We start from the raw sequence: 20,006 nt of genomic DNA on the forward strand, positions 1-20,006 counted from the left end.
TGCTGAAATAGCAATGTTATATTGTAACAACACAAAAGCATCTGCCAAGGAACGCCTCATCCCCATGCTGCACATCCCGCTCCGCCTCTCCCCCCTCGCTGTCGCCCTGTGGCTCGCGTCATCACCCAGCCAAGCCGTGGAACTGGAACCCCAGGTCATCACCGCCAATCCACTGGGCAACCGTCAACTGGCTGCCCCCAGCACCGTGCTTGAAGGTGACGACCTGCTGCAACAGCAGCACGGCAGCCTCGGTGAAACCCTGAACAAGCAACCCGGCGTGGCTTCCACCTGGTTCGGCCCTGGTGCCAGCCGCCCGGTGATTCGCGGCCTGGATGGCGACCGCATACGCATCCTGCGCAATGGCGTGGGTGCCCTGGATGCCTCGTCGCTGTCCTATGACCACGCCGTGCCGCTGGACCCGGTCACGGTCGAGCGCGTGGAAATCGTCCGCGGCCCGGCCGCCCTGCTGTACGGCGGCAATGCCATCGGCGGCGTGATCAACACCTTCGACAACCGCATCCCCGACTCGCCGATCGAGGGCATCCACGGTGCTGGCGAACTGCGCTATGGCGGTGCCGATACCACCCGCAGCAGTGCAGGCAAGCTGGAAGCCGGTGACGGCAGTTTCGCCTTGCACCTGGATGCCAACAGCCGCCAGTTCAACGACCTGCGCATTCCCGGCTACGCGCAGAGCGCCAAGGTCCGTGACCCCGACGCGCCTGGCAGTCGCCACCGCCTGGAAAACAGCGACGGCCGCCAGGACGGTGGCGCGATCGGCGGTTCCTACAACTGGGAGCATGGCTATGCCGGCCTGTCCTACAGCCGCTACGACAGCAACTACGGCTCGGTGGCCGAGTCCGGCGTGCGCCTGGACATGAAGCAGGACCACTACGCCTTTGCCTCGGAGCTGCGTGACCTGGACGGCCCGTTCAGCTCGGTCAAGGTCGATGCGGGCTACACCGACTACGAGCACAGCGAGATCGAAGAAGGCGAAGTACACACCACCTTCAAGAACAAGGGCTACGAAGCCCGCATCGAAGCCCGTCATCAGCCGCTCGGTCCGCTCGAAGGCGTGATTGGCGCACAGGTCAGCCGCAACGAGTTTTCGGCGCTGGGCGAGGAAGCCTTCGTCCCGCACACCGACACCGACAGCCTGGCGCTGTTCATGCTCGAGCAGTGGCAGGCCACCGAGCGCCTGAACCTGAGCCTCGGCGCACGCCTGGAACACACCCGCGTCGACCCCGATGCCAAGGGCAACGAGAACTTCGTCGACGCCGACAGCGCCAGCAGCTTCAACGCCTTCAGCCTGTCCTCGGGCGCGGTATACCAGCTCGACCCGATCTGGTCGCTGGCGGCCAATCTCGGCTACACCGAACGCGCCCCGACGTTCTACGAGCTCTATGCCAACGGCGCCCACGTCGCCACCGGCGCGTACGAAGTCGGTGATGCCAGCCTGAACAAGGAAAAGGCCATTTCCGCCGACCTGGCTCTGCGCTTCGACAATGGCACCCACAAAGGCAGCGTCGGGGTGTTCTACAGCCACTTCCGCAACTACATCGGCCTGATCGGCACGGGCAACCTGCGTGAAGGCCATGACCACGACCATGACGAAGATGATCACGACCACGATCATGACGATGGCGGCTTCCCCGAGTACCAGTACCAGGGCGTGCGTGCGCGTTTCTACGGCATCGAGGCGCAGGACCGCTGGCAACTGCTCGAGAACCGCTATGGCAGCTTCGCACTGGAGTTGTCCGGCGACTACACCCGGGCCAAGAACCTCGACAGCGGCGAGCCGTTGCCGCGCATTGCCCCGCTGCGGCTGAACAGTGGCCTGGTCTGGGAACTGGACCGCTGGCAGGCACGGGTCGAAGTGCAACATGCCGCATCGCAGCACCGCAAGCCTGAGAATGAGACCAGCACCGATGGCTACACCACGCTCGGGGCCAGCGTCGGTTACCGCTTCGACATCGGCCAGAGCCAGTGGCTGGCCTTCGTGCGCGGCGAGAACCTGACCGACCAGACCGTGCGCTACGCGAGTTCGATCCTGCGGGATATCGCGCCAGCGCCGGGGCGTAGCGTGGAAATCGGGCTGCGCACAACGTTCTGACCTGACGCCGTCCCTGTGGGAGCGGGTTCATCGGGGCGCCGAACCGCCGCGAATGCGGCATTTGCCCTGGCATCGCATTCGCAGGGAAACCTGCTCCCACAGGCCATGGCAACATGGCTTTGTTACTGGATCAGCAACAATCAACTGCGACATTTTGTCTTTTTTTCTTACAACTTCCCCTATATCCTCCCCGCCGCAAGCTGAATCGCTTCACCCAGCATTCCCCATTGCCACTTCCATCGAAGAGCCCGCTCCTCGGTGCGCTTGCCGTTTGCTCAATAATCAAAAGATAGCGCTATCTCATGTTCCAACTGCCCAAGACCCGCTACACCGGCTTTGCCCTCATTGCCCTCACCGCCAGCCTGCCGAACACGGCCAGCGCCAGCGAACCCTTCGCCAAGGACTCCCCATGGATGTTCGGCGACTGGGGTGGCACCCGTACCGAGCTGCTGGAGAAAGGCTACGACTTCACCCTCGGCTACACCGGCGAGATGGGCAGCAACCTGCACGGCGGCTACGACCACGACCGCACGGCACGCTACAGCGACCAGTTCACCTTCGGCAGCCACCTGGACCTGGAGAAGATCCTCGGCTGGAACGACACCGAGTTCCAGCTGACCGTCACCGAGCGCCACGGCGACAACATCAGCAACGACCGCATCAACGACCCACGGGTCGGCGGCTTCACCTCGGCCCAGGAAGTCTGGGGCCGTGGCGAAACCTGGCGGCTGACGCAAATGTGGATCAAGCAGAAATACTTCGACGGTGCACTGGACGTGAAGGTCGGCCGTTTCGGTGAAGGCGAGGATTTCAACAGCTTCCCCTGCGACTTCCAGAACCTGGCCTTCTGCGGCTCGCAGGTGGGCAACTGGGTCGGCGGCATCTGGTACAACTGGCCGGTCAGCCAGTGGGCCATGCGCGTTCGCTACAACCTCAACCCTGAGCTGTACGCCCAGGTTGGCGTGTATGAGCAGAACCCGTCCAACCTCGAATCGGGCAACGGCTTCAAGCTCAGCGGCAGCGGCACCCAGGGCGCGGTCATGCCGGTCGAACTGGTGTGGAGCCCACGCCTGAATGGCCTGAAAGGGGAATATCGCGCCGGCTACTACTACAGTAATGCCAAGGCACAGGATGTTCTCAAGGACAGCAACGGCCAGCCGGCCGCCCTCAGTGGCGCCGCCTACCGCAGCAGTTCGAGCAAGCACGGCATGTGGCTCGGGGCCCAGCAGCAGGTCACCTCGCTGGCATCCGACCAGTCGCGCGGCCTGAGCCTGTTCGCCAACGCCACGGTGCACGACAAGAAGACCAATGTCATCGACAACTATGTTCAAGCTGGACTGGTTTACAAAGGCCCCTTCGACGCCCGCGCCAAGGACGACATCGGCTTCGCCGTCGCCCGCGTGCACGCCAACCCGGCCTACCGCAAGAACGCCCGCCTGGCCAATCAGGTGGCCGGCCTCGACGACTACGACAACCCGGGCTACCTGCCGGTGCAAGACACCGAGTACAGCGCCGAACTCTATTACGGCATTCACCTGGCCGACTGGCTCACGGTGCGCCCGAACCTGCAATACATCCGCCATCCGGGCGGGGTGTCGCAGGTCGACAGCGCGCTGATCGGCGGCCTGAAGATTCAAAGCACGTTCTGATCACTTTCACACTGACCACCTTCACTAAAGGGAGAACCTACGATGAGCACTGACGGTGCCAACCAAGGAACCCGCTGGCTGCCACGCCTGATGGGCGTGCTGCTGTTGCTGATGGGCCTGGCCCTGCTGGCCGGCGGCATCAAGCTGAGCCAGCTGGGCGGATCGCTGTACTACCTGATTGCCGGTATCGGCTTTGCCCTGTCGGGCGCCCTGCTGCTGGCCAAGCGCCGCATTGCCCTGGGCCTGTATGGCCTGGTGCTGCTGGGCAGCACGGTATGGGCCATGCTCGAAGTGGGCCTGGACTGGTGGCAACTGGTGCCGCGCCTGGCCATCTGGTTCGCCATCGGCGTGGTGCTGCTGTTGCCGTGGGCCCGTCGCCCGCTGACCGGCCCTGCCGCCAAGGCCAACACCGCGCTGCTGAGCGTTGCCGTGCTGGCTTCGGGCGCCTGTGCCCTGGGCAGCCAGTTCACCCACCCGGGTGAAGTGTTCGGCGAACTGGGCCGCGACAATAGCGAAATGGGCAGCGCCGCACCGGCCATGCCGGATGGCGACTGGCAGGCCTATGGCCGCACCGAGCACGGCGACCGCTATTCGCCGCTGCGCCAGATCACCCCGCAGAACGCCTACCGCCTGGAAGAAGCCTGGCGCATCCGTACCGGCGACCTGCCGACCGACAACGATCCTGTCGAGCTGACCAACGAAAACACCCCGCTGAAGGCCAACGGCATGCTCTATGCCTGTACCGCCCACAGCAAGGTGCTGGCCCTGGACCCGGACACCGGTGCCGAGATCTGGCGCTACGACCCACAGATCAAGACCCCGGTCGGCACCTTCAAGGGCTTCGCCCACATGACCTGCCGCGGCGTCTCGTACTATGACGAGAACAGCTACGTCAGCCGCGACGGCAGCCCGGCACCGAAGGTGTCCGACGCCGGCCAGGCCGTGGCCCAGGCCTGCCCACGCCGCCTCTACCTGCCGACCGCCGACGCCCGCCTGATCGCCATCAACGCCGACAACGGCAAGGTCTGCGAAGGCTTCGCCAACCAGGGCGCGATCGACCTGACCACCGGCATCGGCCCGTTCACTGCCGGTGGCTACTACTCCACCTCGCCGGTAGCGATCACCCGCAGCCTGGTGATCATCGGCGGCCATGTGACCGACAACGAGTCGACCAACGAACCGTCCGGCGTGATCCGCGCCTACGACGTGCACGACGGCCACCTGGTGTGGAACTGGGACAGCAACAACCCGGACGACACCAAGCCGCTGGCCCCAGGCAAGATGTACAGCCGCAACTCGGCCAACATGTGGTCGCTGGCCAGCGTCGACGAAGACCTGGGGATGGTCTACCTGCCGCTGGGCAACCAGACCCCTGACCAGTGGGGCGCCGACCGCACCCCGGGCGCCGAGAAGTACAGCGCCGGCGTGGTCGCCCTGGACCTGGCCACCGGCAAGGCCCGCTGGAACTACCAGTTCACTCACCACGACCTGTGGGACATGGACGTTGGCAGCCAGCCGACCCTGGTGCACCTGAAGACCAAGGACGATGTGAAGCCGGCGATCATCGTGCCGACCAAGCAGGGCAGCCTGTACGTGCTCGACCGCCGCGACGGCACGCCGATCGTGCCGATTCGCGAGATCCCGGTCCCGCAGGGCGCGGTCAAGGGTGACCACACCGCACCGACCCAGGCCCGCTCCGACCTCAACCTGCTGGGTCCTGAACTGACCGAACAGGCCATGTGGGGCGCCACGCCGTTCGACCAGATGCTGTGCCGTATCCAGTTCCGCGAGCTGCGCTACGAAGGCCAGTACACCCCGCCGTCCGAACAGGGCAGCCTGATCTACCCGGGCAACGTCGGCGTGTTCAACTGGGGCAGCGTGTCGGTCGACCCGGTGCGCCAGCTGCTGTTCACCTCGCCCAACTACATGGCCTTCGTGTCGAAGATGGTGCCGCGCGAGCAGGTGGCCGCCGGCAGCAAGCGCGAAAGCGAGACCAGCGGTGTGCAGCCGAACACTGGCGCGCCGTACGCGGTAATCATGCACCCGTTCATGTCGCCGATCGGCATCCCCTGCCAGGCACCCGCCTGGGGTTATGTGGCGGCCATCGACCTGTTCACCAACAAGGTGGTGTGGAAGCGCAAGAACGGCACGACCCGTGACAGCACGCCGGTGCCGGTCGGCATGCCGGTAGGCGTACCGAGCATGGGCGGTTCGATCGTCACCGCCGGTGGCGTCGGCTTCCTCAGCGGTACCCTCGACCAGTACCTGCGCGCCTATGACGTGAACAACGGCAAGGAACTGTGGAAGGCCCGCCTGCCAGCGGGTGGCCAGGCCACGCCGATGACCTATACCGGCAAGGACGGCAAGCAGTACGTCCTGATCGTCGCCGGCGGCCATGGCTCACTGGGCACGAAAATGGGCGATTACATCATCGCTTACAAATTGGCTGAGTAAGCTTCAGCTGCGGCGGTGGCTTCACCGCCGCCTTCGCGGGCAAGCCCGCTCCCACAGGGAAATCATAGTCTTTGAGGACTGTGCAGTAGCTGTGGGAGCGGGCTTGCCCGCGAAGAGGCTGGCAAAGACTGAAGATGAAACCCTCCCCCTGCGCCCTTCGTCTACCATTGAAACCCATCCCCCCCCGCCCCATCTAAGCACCATAGTCATTCACGCAGGTGCCCCATGAGCGACCAGCAGGATTTCCCGGAACAACCCGACGAACACAGCGCAATCGAACAGCCCGACCCCCAGGCCGATACCGGCCACGCCCTCGCCCTGCCCGGCCAGCAACTGCCGGACAAAGTCTACGTGATCCCGATCCACAATCGCCCGTTCTTCCCCGCGCAAGTGCTGCCGGTGATCGTCAACGAAGAGCCCTGGGCCGAAACCCTCGACTTGGTGGCCAAGACCGAACACCACTCGCTGGCCCTGTTCTTCATGGACACCCCGCCGGAAGACCATCGTCATTTCGACACCTCGGCCCTGCCGGAGTACGGCACCCTGGTCAAGGTGCACCATGCCAGCCGCGAAAACGGCAAATTGCAGTTCGTCGCCCAGGGCCTGACCCGGGTGCGCATCCGCACCTGGCTCAAGCACCATCGCCCGCCGTACCTGGTCGAGGTCGAGTACCCGCGCCAGCCGGCCGAGCCGACCGACGAGGTCAAGGCCTACGGCATGGCGCTGATCAATGCGATCAAGGAGCTGCTGCCGCTCAACCCGCTGTACAGCGAAGAACTGAAGAACTACCTCAACCGCTTCAGCCCCAATGACCCGTCGCCCCTCACCGACTTCGCCGCCGCGCTCACCTCCGCCACCGGCAACCAGCTGCAGGAAGTACTCGACTGCGTGCCCATGCTCAAGCGCATGGAAAAGGTCCTGCCAATGCTGCGCAAGGAGGTCGAGGTCGCGCGCCTGCAGAACGAGATTTCCGCCGAGGTCAACCGGCAGATCGGCGAGCACCAGCGCGAGTTCTTTCTCAAGGAGCAGCTCAAGGTCATCCAGCAGGAGCTGGGCCTGACCAAGGACGACCGCAGCGCCGACCTTGAACAGTTCGAGCAGCGCCTTGCCGACAAGACCTTGCCCGAGCAGGCGAAAAAGCGCATCGACGAAGAAATGAGCAAGCTGGCCATCCTCGAGACCGGTTCGCCCGAATACGCCGTTACCCGCAATTACCTGGAATGGGCCACCGCCCTGCCCTGGGGCGTGTACGGCAAGGACAAGCTCGACCTCAAGCATGCGCGCAAGGTGCTCGACCAGCACCACGCCGGCCTGGATGACATCAAGGAGCGCATCCTCGAATTCCTCGCCGTCGGCGCCTGGAAGGGCGAGATCAGCGGCTCGATCGTACTGCTGGTGGGCCCGCCCGGGGTGGGCAAGACCAGCATCGGCAAGTCCATCGCCGAGTCCCTCGGCCGGCCGTTCTACCGCTTCAGCGTCGGCGGCATGCGCGACGAGGCCGAGATCAAGGGCCACCGCCGCACCTACATCGGTGCCCAGCCGGGCAAGCTGGTGCAGGCGCTGAAGGAAGTCGAAGTGATGAACCCGGTGATCATGCTCGACGAGATCGACAAGATGGGCCAGAGCTACCAGGGCGACCCGGCCTCGGCGCTGCTGGAAACCCTCGACCCGGAGCAGAACGTCGATTTCCTCGACCACTACCTGGACCTGCGCCTGGACCTGTCCAAGGTGCTGTTCGTGTGCACGGCCAACACCCTCGACTCGATCCCCGGGCCGCTGCTCGACCGCATGGAGGTGATTCGCCTGTCCGGCTACATCACCGAAGAGAAGCTGGCCATCGCCAAGCGCCACCTGTGGCCCAAGCAGCTGGACAAGGCCGGCGTGGCCAAGACCAGCCTGAGCATCAGCGACAGCGCCCTGCGCACGGTGATCGAGGGCTACGCCCGTGAAGCCGGGGTGCGCCAGCTGGAGAAACAGCTGGGCAAGCTGGTGCGCAAGGCCGTGGTCAAGCTGCTGGAAGACCCGGACGCCAAGCTCAAGATCGGCAACAAGGACCTCGAGCCCGCCCTGGGCATGCCGGTGTTCCGCAGCGAGCAAGTGCTGGCAGGCAAAGGCGTGATTACCGGCCTGGCCTGGACCAGCATGGGCGGCGCGACCCTGCCGATCGAGGCCACCCACATCCACAGCCTCAGCCGTGGGCTGAAGCTCACCGGGCAGTTGGGTGACGTGATGAAAGAGTCGGCGGAGATCGCCTACAGCTACATCAGCTCGAACCTCAAGCAATTCGGTGGCACACCTGGCTATTTCAACGAAGCCTTCATCCACTTGCACGTGCCCGAGGGCGCCACGCCCAAGGATGGCCCCAGTGCCGGGGTGACCATGGCCAGCGCCCTGCTGTCCCTGGCCCGTGACCAGGCGCCGAAAAAGGGCGTTGCCATGACCGGCGAACTGACCCTGACCGGCCAGGTGCTGCCGATTGGCGGCGTGCGTGAAAAAGTGATCGCGGCGCGGCGGCAGAAGATCTTCGAACTGATCCTGCCCGAGCCCAATCGCGGTGACTACGAAGAACTGCCGGACTACCTGCGCGAAGGCCTGACCGTGCATTTCGCCAAGCGCTTCGCTGACGTCGCCAAAGTCCTGTTCTGACCTTTACCGGCCTCTTCGCGGCTAAAGCCGCTCCCACAGGGAAATCACAGTTTTCGAGCGCTGTGCTGTACCTGTGGAAGCGGCTTTAGCCGCGAAGAGGCCGGCACTGGCAACACAAAATCCCTCGATCATCGGGTATCCTCAGGCCATCGCCAGTCTTCGGAGCCACCATGACCGCCCCTCGTCTGCTCGTTCCCCTGAGCCTCGCCCTGCTCGCCGCCTGCGCCCAACAGCCCAGGCAAACCATCGAACTGGACGCCGAAAGCGAATGCCCCAAGCGCCTGCAGGTCGGCCAGAGCCTCACCCTGACTTTGCCTAGCAACCCCACCACCGGCTACCGCTGGCTGGTGCAGAACCCTGCATCCAACGTGCTGCAAAGCCTGGGCCCGGAGGTCTACAGTGCCCCCGAGGACGCCGGTATCGTCGGCAGCTCGGGCATCTCGACCTGGCGCTTCCAGGCACGCACCGCCGGTGAAGGCCACCTGGTGCTGGTCTATCAGCAGCCCTGGGCGCCGGAAGTGCGCCCGGTACAGACCTTCGATTGCGCCATCCGGGTCAATTGAACGGGCAGCGCTGGTCAGCCAACCATGCATCCTGCCCGCGGTTTGGCTAGAATGCCGGCCCTGCCTATCGTCAGCCGCCTGGATTCACCGTGAGCAAACAGCCCGACCGCCTTTTCGCCCAACCTCTGGAGCAAGTCCCCGACTTCGTGTTCAACGAAGACGTGGTGCGCGTGTTCCCGGACATGATCAAGCGCTCGGTGCCCGGTTACCCGACCATCGTCGAAAACCTCGGCGTGCTGGCCGCCCGTTTCGCCCAGCCGAACACTGCGCTGTACGACCTGGGCGCCTCCCTGGGTGCCGTCACCCAGTCGCTGCGCCGCCATGTGCGCAGCGACGGCTGCCGGGTGATCGCGGTGGACAACTCCGCCGCCATGGTCGAGCGTTGCCGCCAGTACCTCACCGCCCAGGACTCGATGTTCCAGGAACTGCTGCCGGTCGACGTGCTGGAAGCCGACATCCTCACCCTGCCCTTCGAACCGGCCTCGGTGGTGGCGATGAACTTCACCCTGCAGTTCATTGCCCCGGAACAACGCTTGGCACTGCTCGGCCAGATTCGCCAGGCACTGCTACCCGGTGGCGCGCTGATCCTCTCGGAGAAGCTGCGGTTTGCCGATGACGCGGAACAGTCGCTGCTCAACGAACTGCACCTGGACTTCAAGCGGGCCAATGGCTACAGCGAACTGGAAATCGCCCAGAAGCGCAGTGCCATCGAGAACGTGATGAAGCCCGACACCCTGGAAGCCCACAAGGAACGCCTGCACGCGGCCGGTTTCACCAAGGTGGTGCCGTGGTTCCAATGCCTCAATTTTGCCTCGCTGATAGCCCTGCCATGATTGATCTGTCCCCCCTCGTCCGCCGCCTGGCGGGCACACCCCTGGCTTCCTGGTCCCAGGGCCTGCAAGCACAACTGGAAGCCAAGCTGGACAAAGGCCACGGCGACCTCGACCGCTGGCGCGGCGCGCTCGACGCGCTGCCGGCCCTGCAGCCCAGCGAAATCGACCTGACTGACGGCCTGCGCCTGGATTGCGAATGCGATGACGCCACCCGCGCGCAGATGCGCCAGGCGCTGATGGGCCTGTCGCCCTGGCGCAAAGGGCCGTTCGACCTGTTCGGCGTGCATGTCGACACCGAATGGCGCTCGGACTGGAAATGGTCGCGGGTCGGCCCGCACCTCGACCTCAAGGGCAAGCGCGTGCTCGATGTCGGCTGCGGCAACGGTTACTACCAGTGGCGCATGCTCGGTGCCGGCGCCGACATGGTCATCGGCGTCGACCCCAACTGGCTTTTCTTCTGCCAGTTCCAGGCTGTACAGCAATACCTGCCCGACCTGCCTGCCTGGCACCTGCCGTTCGCCCTGGAAGAGCTGCCGGCCAACCTCGAAGGCTTCGACACGGTGTTCTCCATGGGCGTGTTCTACCACCGCCGCTCGCCCATAGAGCACCTGCTGGCGCTCAAGGACTGCCTGGTCAAAGGTGGCGAGCTGGTGCTGGAAACCCTGGTGATCGAGGGCGACGAAAACCAGGTGCTGGTGCCCGAAGACCGTTACGCACAGATGCGCAACGTCTGGTACCTGCCGTCGGTACCGGCCCTGGAGCGCTGGTTGCGCCGTGCCGGTTTCACCGATGTGCGCTGCGTCGACTTGAGCGTCACCAGCGTCGAGGAACAGCGCAGCACCGAATGGATGCGCTATCAGTCGCTGGGCGACTTCCTCGACCCGAACGACCACAGCAGGACTATCGAAGGCTTGCCCGCCCCGCGCCGCGCCACCCTGCTGGCGCGCAAATAAAAAAGGCGTCCATGTGGACGCCCGAATCACACCTGTGCCGGGGAGCAGTGCCGGCACAGCTGCTGTTGCCTCAGTCCTTGGCCACCTCGCGGGCCTTCTCCTGCGCCTTGCGCTCGCGCTCGGCGACCGCCTGTTGCTTGTCGCCGTGCAGGCGCTCCTGATCCTGGCGGAACGCTTGCCAGAACTGCTGGGAACGTTCGGCGCCGCCTTCGGCGTAGACACTGGCGCTGCCCAGGGCGAGGGTCGCCAGCAGCAGGTATTTGCTCAGGTTCATGATGCTTGCCTCGTTGATAACCGATCAGACAGGGCAATCGTATCCACCGGCAGCTAACGCCAAGGTGAGGCGGGCATTACAGTCTTGCAATGTGGCCCTGGCAGACAGCCAGATAACACCAGGATTACAAATCCGTTATCTGCGCCGACGGACCGTTCGCATGCCGTAACATCCTGCCGCTTGACCCTGAAGCCCCTACAGGCTTGAGAATCCTGCCCTTTCCAGCCTACCGAGCCCGCCCATGCGCCTACTGATCATCGAGGACGAACTGCGTACCGCCGACTACCTGCAACAAGGCCTGCGCGAAAACGGCTACGTGGTCGACTGCGCCCACACCGGCACCGACGGCCTGCACCTGGCGCGCCAGCAGCCCTACGACCTGATCATCCTCGACGTCAACCTGCCCGAACTGGACGGCTGGACGGTGCTGCAGCGCCTGCGCGCCGAGTCGGCCACGCGGATCATGATGCTGACCGCCCATGGCCGCCTGTCAGACCGTGTCAAAGGCCTGGACCTGGGCGCTGACGACTACCTGCTCAAACCGTTCGAATTCCCCGAGTTGCTGGCCCGTATTCGCAGCCTGCTGCGCCGCAACGACCAGCAACTGCAACCGAGCACCCTGCGCGTCGCCGACCTGGAGCTGGACCCCGGCCGCCACCGCGCCTACCGGGCCGGCAAGCGTATCGACCTGACTGCCAAGGAATTCGCCCTGCTCCACCTGCTGATGCGCCAGAGCGGCGAGGTGCTGTCGCGTACGCAGATCATCTCGCTGGTGTGGGACATGAACTTCGATTGCGACACCAATGTGGTCGAGGTCTCGATCCGCCGCCTGCGGGCGAAGATCGACGACCCGTTCGACGACAAGCTGATCCACACCCTGCGCGGCGTCGGTTATGTCCTCGAGGCCCGCGTGTGAAGCACGCCAGCCTGTCACTGCGCCTGGGCCTGGGCATGACCCTGATGGGCGCCGCCCTGGTCTTGCTGCTCGCCTGCCTGGCGGTGTTCGCCCTCGACCACGAACTGGACAGCCGCGCCCGCAAGGACCTGGCGCGCAAGATGTTGCAGGTGGAGCATAACTTGCGGGTCGACCTGCGCAGCGAGGACCTTGGCAACCGCGCCCACCCGTTGCTCGACCTGGTCATGGGCCACGACAACCTGAGCCTGAGCGTACTGGCCCTTGAGGGCCGTCACCCGCACCTGCTCAGTCTCGGCCCTGCGCTGGAGTCCCGGGTTGGCGAATTGCATACCGATTCACGGCTGAACTACCACGAATGGCGCGACAGCAGCGGCAACCAGATCCTCACCGTGACCCGGCAGATGCGCCTGCGTGACGACACCCCGGTGCGGGTGATGATGTCGCTCAACCGCGCCGACGACCATGCCCTGCTTCAGGCCTATCTGCATTCGACCCTGCTGGCCTTGCCGGTGCTGTTGCTGCTGATCGGCGCTGGCGCCTGGTGGTTGATGCAACGAGGCCTGAGGCCACTGCGCCACTTCCGCCGCATCGCTGGGCAGGTCTCCACCCAGGACCTGCAACACCGCCTGCCCGCCACCGGGTTACCGCTGGAGCTGGCAGAACTGGCGCGCAGTATCAATGTGATGCTCGACCGCCTGGATCAGGGTGTGCGCCAGCTGTCGCAGTTCTCCGACGACCTGGCCCACGAACTGCGTACCCCGTTGGGCAACCTGATGGGCAAAGCCCAGGTCACCCTGGCCCGCGAGCGTGATAGCGCGAACTACCGGGAGGTGCTGGAAGACAGCATCGAGGAACTGACCCGGCTCAACCGCATCATTAACGACATGCTGTTCCTCGCCCAGGTCAGCCAGCCCCAGGCGCAAGTGACGCTCAAGCCGCTGGCCTTGGCGGATGAAGCGGCGCAGGTAAGCGAGCTGTTTGCCTTCAGTGCCGAGCTGAAGGGTATCGAGCTGCCCTTGCAGGGCTGGGGGACAGCGCTGGCAGACCGCTTGATGTTCCAGCGGGCGCTGTCGAATCTGTTGAGCAATGCGATTCGCCATGGGCCTGAAGGGCAAGCGGTGGAGCTGGGCATCGAGCGTCAGGGCAGCGAAGTGCTGATGTGGGTGGAGAACCAGGGGCCGGGGATTGCCGAAGAACATTGGCCTCAGTTGTTCGAGCGCTTTTACCGGGTGGGGTCGGGGCGTTCGCGGCTGGAGGGTGGGACAGGGCTGGGGCTGGCGATCGTGAAGTCGATCATGCAGTTGCATGGGGGTCGGGTCGAGGTGAACAGCACCCTTTCAGGGCCAACCCGGTTTACCTTGGTGTTTCGGGCTGAGTGATGGATACCTGTTCCGGCCTCTTCGCGGGTGAACCCGCTCCCACAAGGGTTGTAAAAACCTTGAGGCAGGCGCCGTACCTGTGGGAGCGGGTTTATCGAGGCGTCGAACCGCCGCGAAGAGGCCGGAGCAGGCAATCAACGCATCAGCGCGAAGCCGCGACGATCAACGCCTTCATCTCGGCCACAGCGGCCTTGAAGCCGACGAACAGCGCATGCGCCACCAGCGCATGGCCAATGTTCAGCTCATTGATCCCCTTGATCGCCGCCACCGCCTCGACGTTGTGATAGTGCAGTCCATGCCCGGCATTGACGATCAGCCCCTGGCCCACGCCAAACGCCACGCCATCGACGATGCGCTGCAGTTCCTCGGCCACTTCGGTCGGTGTTTCGGCATCGGCATAACGCCCGGTGTGCAGCTCGACGGCGGGGGCACCGACACGGCGCGAAGCCTCGATCTGCCGCTCGTCAGGATCGATGAACAGCGACACTTCAGCACCGGTACGCGACAGGCGCTCGACCGCCGCCTTGATCCGTGCCTCCTGGCCGGCCACGTCCAGGCCACCTTCGGTGGTCAGCTCCTGGCGGGTTTCGGGAACCAGGCAGATATGCGCCGGGCGGATCTTTTCGGCAAAGGCCATCATCTCTTCGGTGATGCCCATTTCGAAGTTCATGCGCGTCTGCAGCACGTCCTTGAGCACCACCACGTCGCGCTCCTGGATGTGCCGGCGGTCTTCACGCAGGTGCACGGTGATACCGTCGGCGCCCGCTTCCTCGGCATCCAGCGCAGCCTTGACCGGGTCAGGGTAGCGGGTGCCGCGGGCCTGGCGCAGGGTTGCCACGTGGTCGATGTTGACGCCGAGAAGCATGCGGTTGCTGTGAGTCACGAAACGCTCTCCTGAAGTTTGAGCCACACAGCATACGACGTGCTCAGCGCTTGCGAAACAGTTCCCGGCTGACCAGCGGTTTTGGCCCCAGGTGAACCGCCAGTGCCTGGCGCATCAGGCGCTTGGCCGCCAGCAAGGCGCCGGGGGCATCCCAGTCGGCCTGGGCCAGGGCCAACAGCTCTGTACCGTTGAACAGACCAGGTTGGGCCAGGTACACACGTTCAAGGCCGGCATCGACCCGCAGGCGGTACAGGCCATCAGCTTCGATCGGGTCGTCGTTGACGTCGTGGCTGAGGGAAAAGGTATAGCCCAGGTCCTCCAGCAGCCGCCACTCGAAGGAACGCAGCAGTGGCTCCAGCGGCCTACCCTCGGCCAAGGCCTGCAGGGTGAGCGCGTAATGCTCGAACAATTCAGGCTGCGGCGCCTCGGCGGGCAGCAGGCGCATCAGCAGTTCATTGAGGTAGAGGCCGCTGAACAGCGCGTCGCCATGCAGCCACGCCGCAATACCCACAGTGTCCAGGCGCCTGACGTTCTTCAGCTCACCTTTGCCGAACAGCTCCACTTCCAGCGGTACGAACGGCCGCACCAGGCTGCCCCCCTTGCCGCGTGCGCGCCGCAGCACCGCACGCAGGCGGCCCTGGGGCGTGAAGAAGTCCACAAGAGCACTGGTTTCCTTGTAGGCGCGGCTGTGCAGGACGTAGGCCGGCTGGCCGACTGGCTGTTCCATAAAGATCACTCGTTACCTGCGCCCCGGTAATACTGCTAATTGGGGCTGCTGCGCAGCCCATCGCAGGCAAGCCAGCTCCCACACCGACAGCATCGACTTCAAGTCATGTGCAGTACCTGTGGGAGCTGGCTTGCCTGCGATGGGCCGCAAAGCGGCCCCAACAGTAATACTTAGAGGTCGCCGTACCCCAGCGAACGCAGGGCGCGCTCGTCGTCGGACCAGCCGCCTTTGACCTTGACCCAAAGGTTGAGCATGACCTTGGAGTCGAACAGCACTTCCATGTCCTTGCGCGCTTCAGAGCCAATGCGTTTGATGCGTTCGCCCTTGTCACCGATGATGATCTTCTTCTGGCCATCACGCTCGACCAGGATCAGTGCATGGATGTGCAGCACGTGGCCCTGCTGCTTGAACTCTTCGATTTCCACGGTGATCTGGTACGGCAGCTCGGCACCCAGCTGGCGCATGATCTTCTCGCGTACCAGTTCGGCAGCGAGGAAGCGGCTGCTGCGGTCGGTGATCTGGTCTTCCGGGAAGAAGTGATCATTTTCCGGCAGGTGCTTGGCGATCTGGGCTTCCAGCGCCTCCAGGTTGTGGCCCTGCTGCGCGGAAATCGGCATCACTTCGGCGTTCGGCAGTTGCTCCTGCAGCCACTGCAGGTGCGGGATCAACTCGGCCTTCTCTTCCATGCGGTCGGTCTTGTTGACCGCAATGATCAGCGGGCCGGTCACGTACTGCACGCGCTCCAGCACCAGCTGGTCCTCGTCGGTCCACTTGGTGCGGTCGACCACGAAGATCACCACGTCGACGTCCTTCAGGGCCGCCGAGGCGTTGCGGTTCATGTAGCGGTTCAAGGCCTTGTCGTTGGCCTTGTGCATGCCCGGGGTGTCGACGTAGATCGCCTGCACGTCACCCTCGGTCTTGATGCCGAGCATGTTGTGGCGGGTGGTCTGCGGCTTGCGCGAGGTGATCGCCAGCTTCTGGCCGAGGATGTGGTTGAGCAAGGTCGACTTGCCCACGTTCGGGCGGCCGACGATGGCCACGTAACCGCAGCGGGTCGGATTGTTATCAGTCATTACCATTCTCCACGCCCAGGGCGATCAATGCAGCAGCGGCGGCGACCTGCTCGGCGATACGCCGGCTGACGCCCTGGCCACGGCTCTTGTTGTTCAGCAGCACCACTTCGCATTCGACGAAGAAGGTACGGCAGTGCGGTTCGCCCTGGATGTCGACCACCTCGTAACGCGGCAGCTCGCAGCTGCGCGATTGCAGGAACTCCTGCAGGCGGGTTTTCGGGTCCTTGTTGGTGTCGACCAGGGTCAGGCCTTCGAACTCGTCGGTCAGCCAGGCGAGGACACGCTCGCGCGCGGTCTGCATGTCCGCGTCCAGGTAGATGGCGCCGATCAGCGCTTCCAGCGCGTCGGCCAGGATCGACTCACGGCGGAAACCACCGCTCTTGAGCTCACCCGAGCCCAGGCGCAGGTAGTCGCCCAGGTCGAAACCACGGGCCAGGCGGGCCAGGGTCTCGCCCTTGACCAGGCGGGCACGCAGACGCGACAGCTGACCTTCGCGGGCCTGCGGGAAGCGCTCGAACAGCGCCTCGCCGGCGACGAAATTGAGGATGGCGTCACCGAGGAACTCCAGGCGCTCGTTGTTGCGCCCGGCATAGCTGCGGTGGGTCAAGGCCAGCAGCATCTGCTCCTGATCCTTGAAGGTGTAGCCGAGCTTGCGCTCGAGACGGGCAAGGGAAGCAGTCATGCAGCCACCCGTTGGTTGTTCAACGCGTTGTTCAAATCAACATCCTGAAAGACTGTTGGGCTGTGGTCCGTCGCGGTGAGCGGCGAATCTCTCGTTCCTTGAGAACACAGCCTATGTCAGAAATGCATTCGGCGCTGTCTGCAGGACAGCGCCGAAGGGTATCAATGGATCAGGCCGACCCGCGACAGGTTGGGCAAGTGGCTGAGCTTGGGCTCTGGCCAGCTCATCCATACCGCGAAGGCCTTGCCGACGATGTTCCGGTCCGGAACCATGCCGTGCAGCTCTTTAGGGATTTTCGGGTCATCCCAGTAGCGGCTGTCGTTGGAGTTGTCGCGGTTGTCGCCCATCATGAAGTAATGGCCAGCCGGCACGGTCCATTGCTGGTCCGGCGGCATGCGATAACGGGTCATCTCCTTGCGGATCAGGTGCTCGGCTTCGCCGAGTTTTTCCTTGTACAACTCGGCGCTGCCCAAGGTACCTGGCTCGGCACCGACCAGCTGCTCGGCGATCGGCTGGCCGTTGACGAACAGCCGCTTGTCGCTGGTGTAGCTGATCTTGTCGCCCGGCAGGCCGACCACACGCTTGATGTAGTTGACGTTCGGGTCGCTCGGGTAGCGGAACACCATCACATCGCCGCGTTGCGGGTCACCGACCTCGATGACCTTCTTGTCGATCACCGGCAGGCGGATGCCGTAGGAGAACTTGTTCACCAGGATGAAATCGCCCACTTCCAGGGTCGGTTTCATCGACCCCGAAGGGATCTGGAACGGCTCGACCAGGAACGAGCGCAGCACCAGCACGATGAACAGCACAGGGAAGAACGACTTGCCGTACTCCACCAGCAGCGGCTCTTTGCTCAGGCGCTCGACCACCGCCATTTCTGGCTGGGTGACGCTGCCCTGGTAGTTGGCGATCGCTGCCCGCCGGCGCGGAGCCAGGAACAGCAGATCGATCAAGCCCAGCAGACCGCAGACGAAGACGGCGATGACTAGCAACAGCGGGAAATTTAGCGACATAGGACCTAGCTATCCAACCTGAGCACGGCGAGGAAGGCTTCCTGTGGAATCTCCACGTTGCCCACCTGTTTCATGCGTTTCTTACCGGCCTTCTGCTTCTCCAGCAGTTTCTTCTTACGGCTGACGTCACCACCGTAGCACTTGGCCAGTACGTTCTTTCTGAGCGCCTTGACGGTTGTCCGCGCGATGATCTGGCCGCCAATGGCTGCCTGGATCGCCACGTCGAACATCTGCCGAGGGATCAGCTCCTTCATCTTCTCGGTCAACGCACGGCCTTTGTAGGCCGCGTTGTCGCGGTGCACGATCAATGCCAGGGCATCGACCTTGTCGCCGTTGATCAGTACGTCCAGCTTGACCAGGTTGGCCGACTGGTAGCGATCGAAATGATAGTCCAGCGAAGCATAGCCGCGGCTGGTCGACTTCAGGCGGTCGAAGAAGTCCAGGACCACTTCGTTCATCGGCATGTCATAGCGCACCTGCACCTGGCTGCCGAGGAACTGCATGTCACGCTGCACGCCACGCTTCTCGATGCACAGGGTGATGACGTTGCCCAGGTGCTCCTGCGGCACCAGGATGGTCGCGGTGACGATCGGCTCGCGGAAGTCGGCCACGGCCGAGACATCCGGCAGCTTCGACGGGTTGTCGACGATGATGGTTTCGCCGGTTTTCAGTTCCAGCTCGTAGATCACGCTTGGCGCAGTGGTGATCAGGTCCAGGTCGTATTCGCGCTCCAGGCGCTCCTGGATGATCTCCATGTGCAGCATGCCGAGGAAGCCACAACGGAAGCCGAAGCCCAGAGCATCGGAGCTTTCCGGCATGTACTGCAGCGACGAATCGTTCAGGGTCAGCTTCTGCAGGGCGTCGCGGAAGTCCTCGAAGTCATCGGAACTGACCGGGAACAGGCCGGCGTAGACCTGTGGCTGAATCTTCTTGAAACCGGCCAGCACTTCGACTTCTGGCGTCGAGGACAGCGTCAGGGTGTCACCGACCGGGGCACCGTGAATGTCCTTGATGCTGGCAATGATGAAGCCCACTTCACCGGCCTTCAGGTCGGCGGTCTGGGTGTGTTTCGGGGTGAACACACCGACGCTGTCGACCAGGTGCACCTTGCCGGTGGACTTGACCAGGATCTTGTCGCCTTTCTTGACGCGGCCGTGGCGCACACGCACCAGCGAGACCACGCCCAGGTAGTTGTCGAACCAGGAGTCGATGATCAGCGCCTGCAGTGGCGCCTCGATATCGCCTTCCGGTGCGGGAATGGTCTGCACCAGGCGCTCGAGCACCTCGTCAACGCCCATGCCGCTCTTGGCGCTGCAGGCCACGGCGTCGGTGGCGTCGATGCCGATGATCTTCTCGATCTCGTCCTTCACGCGGTCCGGATCGGCCTGGGGCAGGTCCATCTTGTTCAGGACCGGCATGACTTCCAGGCCCTGCTCGATGGCGGTGTAGCAGTTGGCGACGGACTGGGCTTCGACACCCTGGCCGGCGTCCACCACCAGCAGCGCACCTTCACAGGCCGCCAGCGAACGCGAAACTTCGTAGGTGAAGTCGACGTGACCGGGGGTGTCAATGAAGTTCAGCTGGTAGACCTTGCCGTCTTGCGCCTTGTAGTTGAGCGTGACGCTGTGGGCCTTGATGGTGATACCGCGTTCGCGCTCCAGATCCATGGAGTCCAGTACCTGGGCTTCCATTTCGCGCGCCGACAGGCCACCGCACATTTGAATGAAACGGTCGGCCAGCGTCGACTTGCCATGGTCGATGTGGGCGATGATGGAGAAATTGCGGATATGACTCAAATCACTCACGGGTCAACACTCGGAAAAGGCTGCGAGCCGGACGCCCGCCGAA

At 64.0% G+C, this 20,006-nt stretch carries 16 protein-coding genes; 9 read left to right on the forward strand and 7 right to left on the reverse strand.

Annotation, left to right across the window (positions count from 1 at the left end; translation table 11 throughout):
* Positions 1–64 precede the first annotated feature (64 nt).
* From J7573_RS04970 to cmoB, 7 genes are all read left to right on the forward strand, one after another.
* Positions 65–2,110 carry a TonB-dependent receptor gene (locus J7573_RS04970; RefSeq protein WP_294326542.1) on the forward strand — a complete coding sequence of 682 codons (2,046 nt, stop codon included), beginning with the start codon at positions 65–67 and terminating at the stop codon, positions 2,108–2,110.
* Between the two features lie 302 nt (positions 2,111–2,412).
* Positions 2,413–3,759, forward strand: a complete 1,347-nt coding sequence (locus J7573_RS04975) for a carbohydrate porin (protein WP_294326544.1) — start codon at positions 2,413–2,415, stop codon at positions 3,757–3,759.
* A gap of 42 nt (positions 3,760–3,801) precedes the next feature.
* On the forward strand, positions 3,802–6,213 hold the full coding sequence (locus tag J7573_RS04980) for a glucose/quinate/shikimate family membrane-bound PQQ-dependent dehydrogenase (RefSeq protein WP_294326546.1): 2,412 nt from the start codon (positions 3,802–3,804) through the stop codon (positions 6,211–6,213).
* A gap of 225 nt (positions 6,214–6,438) precedes the next feature.
* Positions 6,439–8,859: an endopeptidase La gene (gene lon, locus J7573_RS04985; protein WP_294326548.1), complete on the forward strand. Its 2,421-nt coding sequence runs from the start codon at positions 6,439–6,441 to the stop codon at positions 8,857–8,859.
* Positions 8,860–9,029: 170 nt separating this feature from the next.
* Positions 9,030–9,422: a protease inhibitor I42 family protein gene (locus J7573_RS04990; RefSeq protein ID WP_294326550.1), complete on the forward strand. Its 393-nt coding sequence runs from the start codon at positions 9,030–9,032 to the stop codon at positions 9,420–9,422.
* Between the two features lie 89 nt (positions 9,423–9,511).
* Complete coding sequence (gene cmoA / locus J7573_RS04995) at positions 9,512–10,255, forward strand: carboxy-S-adenosyl-L-methionine synthase CmoA (RefSeq protein ID WP_294326552.1); 744 nt, start codon at positions 9,512–9,514, stop codon at positions 10,253–10,255.
* Positions 10,252–11,208, forward strand: coding sequence for a tRNA 5-methoxyuridine(34)/uridine 5-oxyacetic acid(34) synthase CmoB (gene cmoB / locus J7573_RS05000; protein ID WP_294326553.1), 957 nt, complete (start codon positions 10,252–10,254; stop codon positions 11,206–11,208). Before cmoA ends, cmoB begins: the two co-directional genes overlap by 4 nt.
* A 70-nt stretch (positions 11,209–11,278) precedes the next feature.
* On the opposite strand, the gene J7573_RS05005 is transcribed toward cmoB, so the two are convergent.
* Positions 11,279–11,482 carry a hypothetical protein gene (locus J7573_RS05005; protein WP_103449372.1) on the reverse strand — a complete coding sequence of 68 codons (204 nt, stop codon included), beginning with the start codon at positions 11,480–11,482 and terminating at the stop codon, positions 11,279–11,281.
* A 241-nt stretch (positions 11,483–11,723) separates the two neighbouring features.
* Between J7573_RS05005 and J7573_RS05010 the strand changes: the two genes are divergently transcribed.
* Both J7573_RS05010 and J7573_RS05015 read left to right on the forward strand, forming a co-directional pair.
* On the forward strand, positions 11,724–12,398 hold the full coding sequence (locus tag J7573_RS05010) for a heavy metal response regulator transcription factor (RefSeq protein WP_294326560.1): 675 nt from the start codon (positions 11,724–11,726) through the stop codon (positions 12,396–12,398).
* The gene (locus J7573_RS05015; protein ID WP_294326562.1) at positions 12,395–13,777 is read left to right on the forward strand and encodes a heavy metal sensor histidine kinase; all 1,383 of its coding nucleotides are present in this window, start codon (positions 12,395–12,397) and stop codon (positions 13,775–13,777) included. The genes J7573_RS05010 and J7573_RS05015 overlap by 4 nt, the downstream gene beginning before the upstream one ends.
* A 142-nt stretch (positions 13,778–13,919) precedes the next feature.
* Here J7573_RS05015 and pdxJ read toward each other — a convergent pair whose 3' ends face one another.
* From pdxJ to lepA, 6 genes are all read right to left on the reverse strand, one after another.
* Positions 13,920–14,660: a pyridoxine 5'-phosphate synthase gene (gene pdxJ / locus J7573_RS05020; protein ID WP_294326564.1), complete on the reverse strand. Its 741-nt coding sequence runs from the start codon at positions 14,658–14,660 to the stop codon at positions 13,920–13,922.
* A gap of 43 nt (positions 14,661–14,703) precedes the next feature.
* Positions 14,704–15,387 carry a DNA repair protein RecO gene (gene recO, locus J7573_RS05025; RefSeq protein WP_294326567.1) on the reverse strand — a complete coding sequence of 228 codons (684 nt, stop codon included), beginning with the start codon at positions 15,385–15,387 and terminating at the stop codon, positions 14,704–14,706.
* A 170-nt stretch (positions 15,388–15,557) separates the two neighbouring features.
* Entirely contained in the window at positions 15,558–16,460 is a 903-nt protein-coding gene (gene era, locus J7573_RS05030) for a GTPase Era (protein WP_016498176.1), read from the reverse strand.
* Entirely contained in the window at positions 16,453–17,142 is a 690-nt protein-coding gene (gene rnc, locus J7573_RS05035; RefSeq protein WP_060508426.1) for a ribonuclease III, read from the reverse strand. Before rnc ends, era begins: the two co-directional genes overlap by 8 nt.
* A gap of 161 nt (positions 17,143–17,303) precedes the next feature.
* The gene (gene lepB, locus J7573_RS05040) at positions 17,304–18,158 is read right to left on the reverse strand and encodes a signal peptidase I (RefSeq protein ID WP_054885003.1); all 855 of its coding nucleotides are present in this window, start codon (positions 18,156–18,158) and stop codon (positions 17,304–17,306) included.
* Between the two features lie 5 nt (positions 18,159–18,163).
* Positions 18,164–19,963 (reverse strand): translation elongation factor 4, encoded by a 1,800-nt coding sequence (lepA, locus tag J7573_RS05045; RefSeq protein WP_294326581.1) that lies wholly within the window; start codon positions 19,961–19,963, stop codon positions 18,164–18,166.
* Positions 19,964–20,006: the final 43 nt, after the last annotated feature.

The organism is Pseudomonas sp. (assembly GCF_017744435.1).
Classification (GTDB): Bacteria; Pseudomonadota; Gammaproteobacteria; order Pseudomonadales; family Pseudomonadaceae; genus Aquipseudomonas.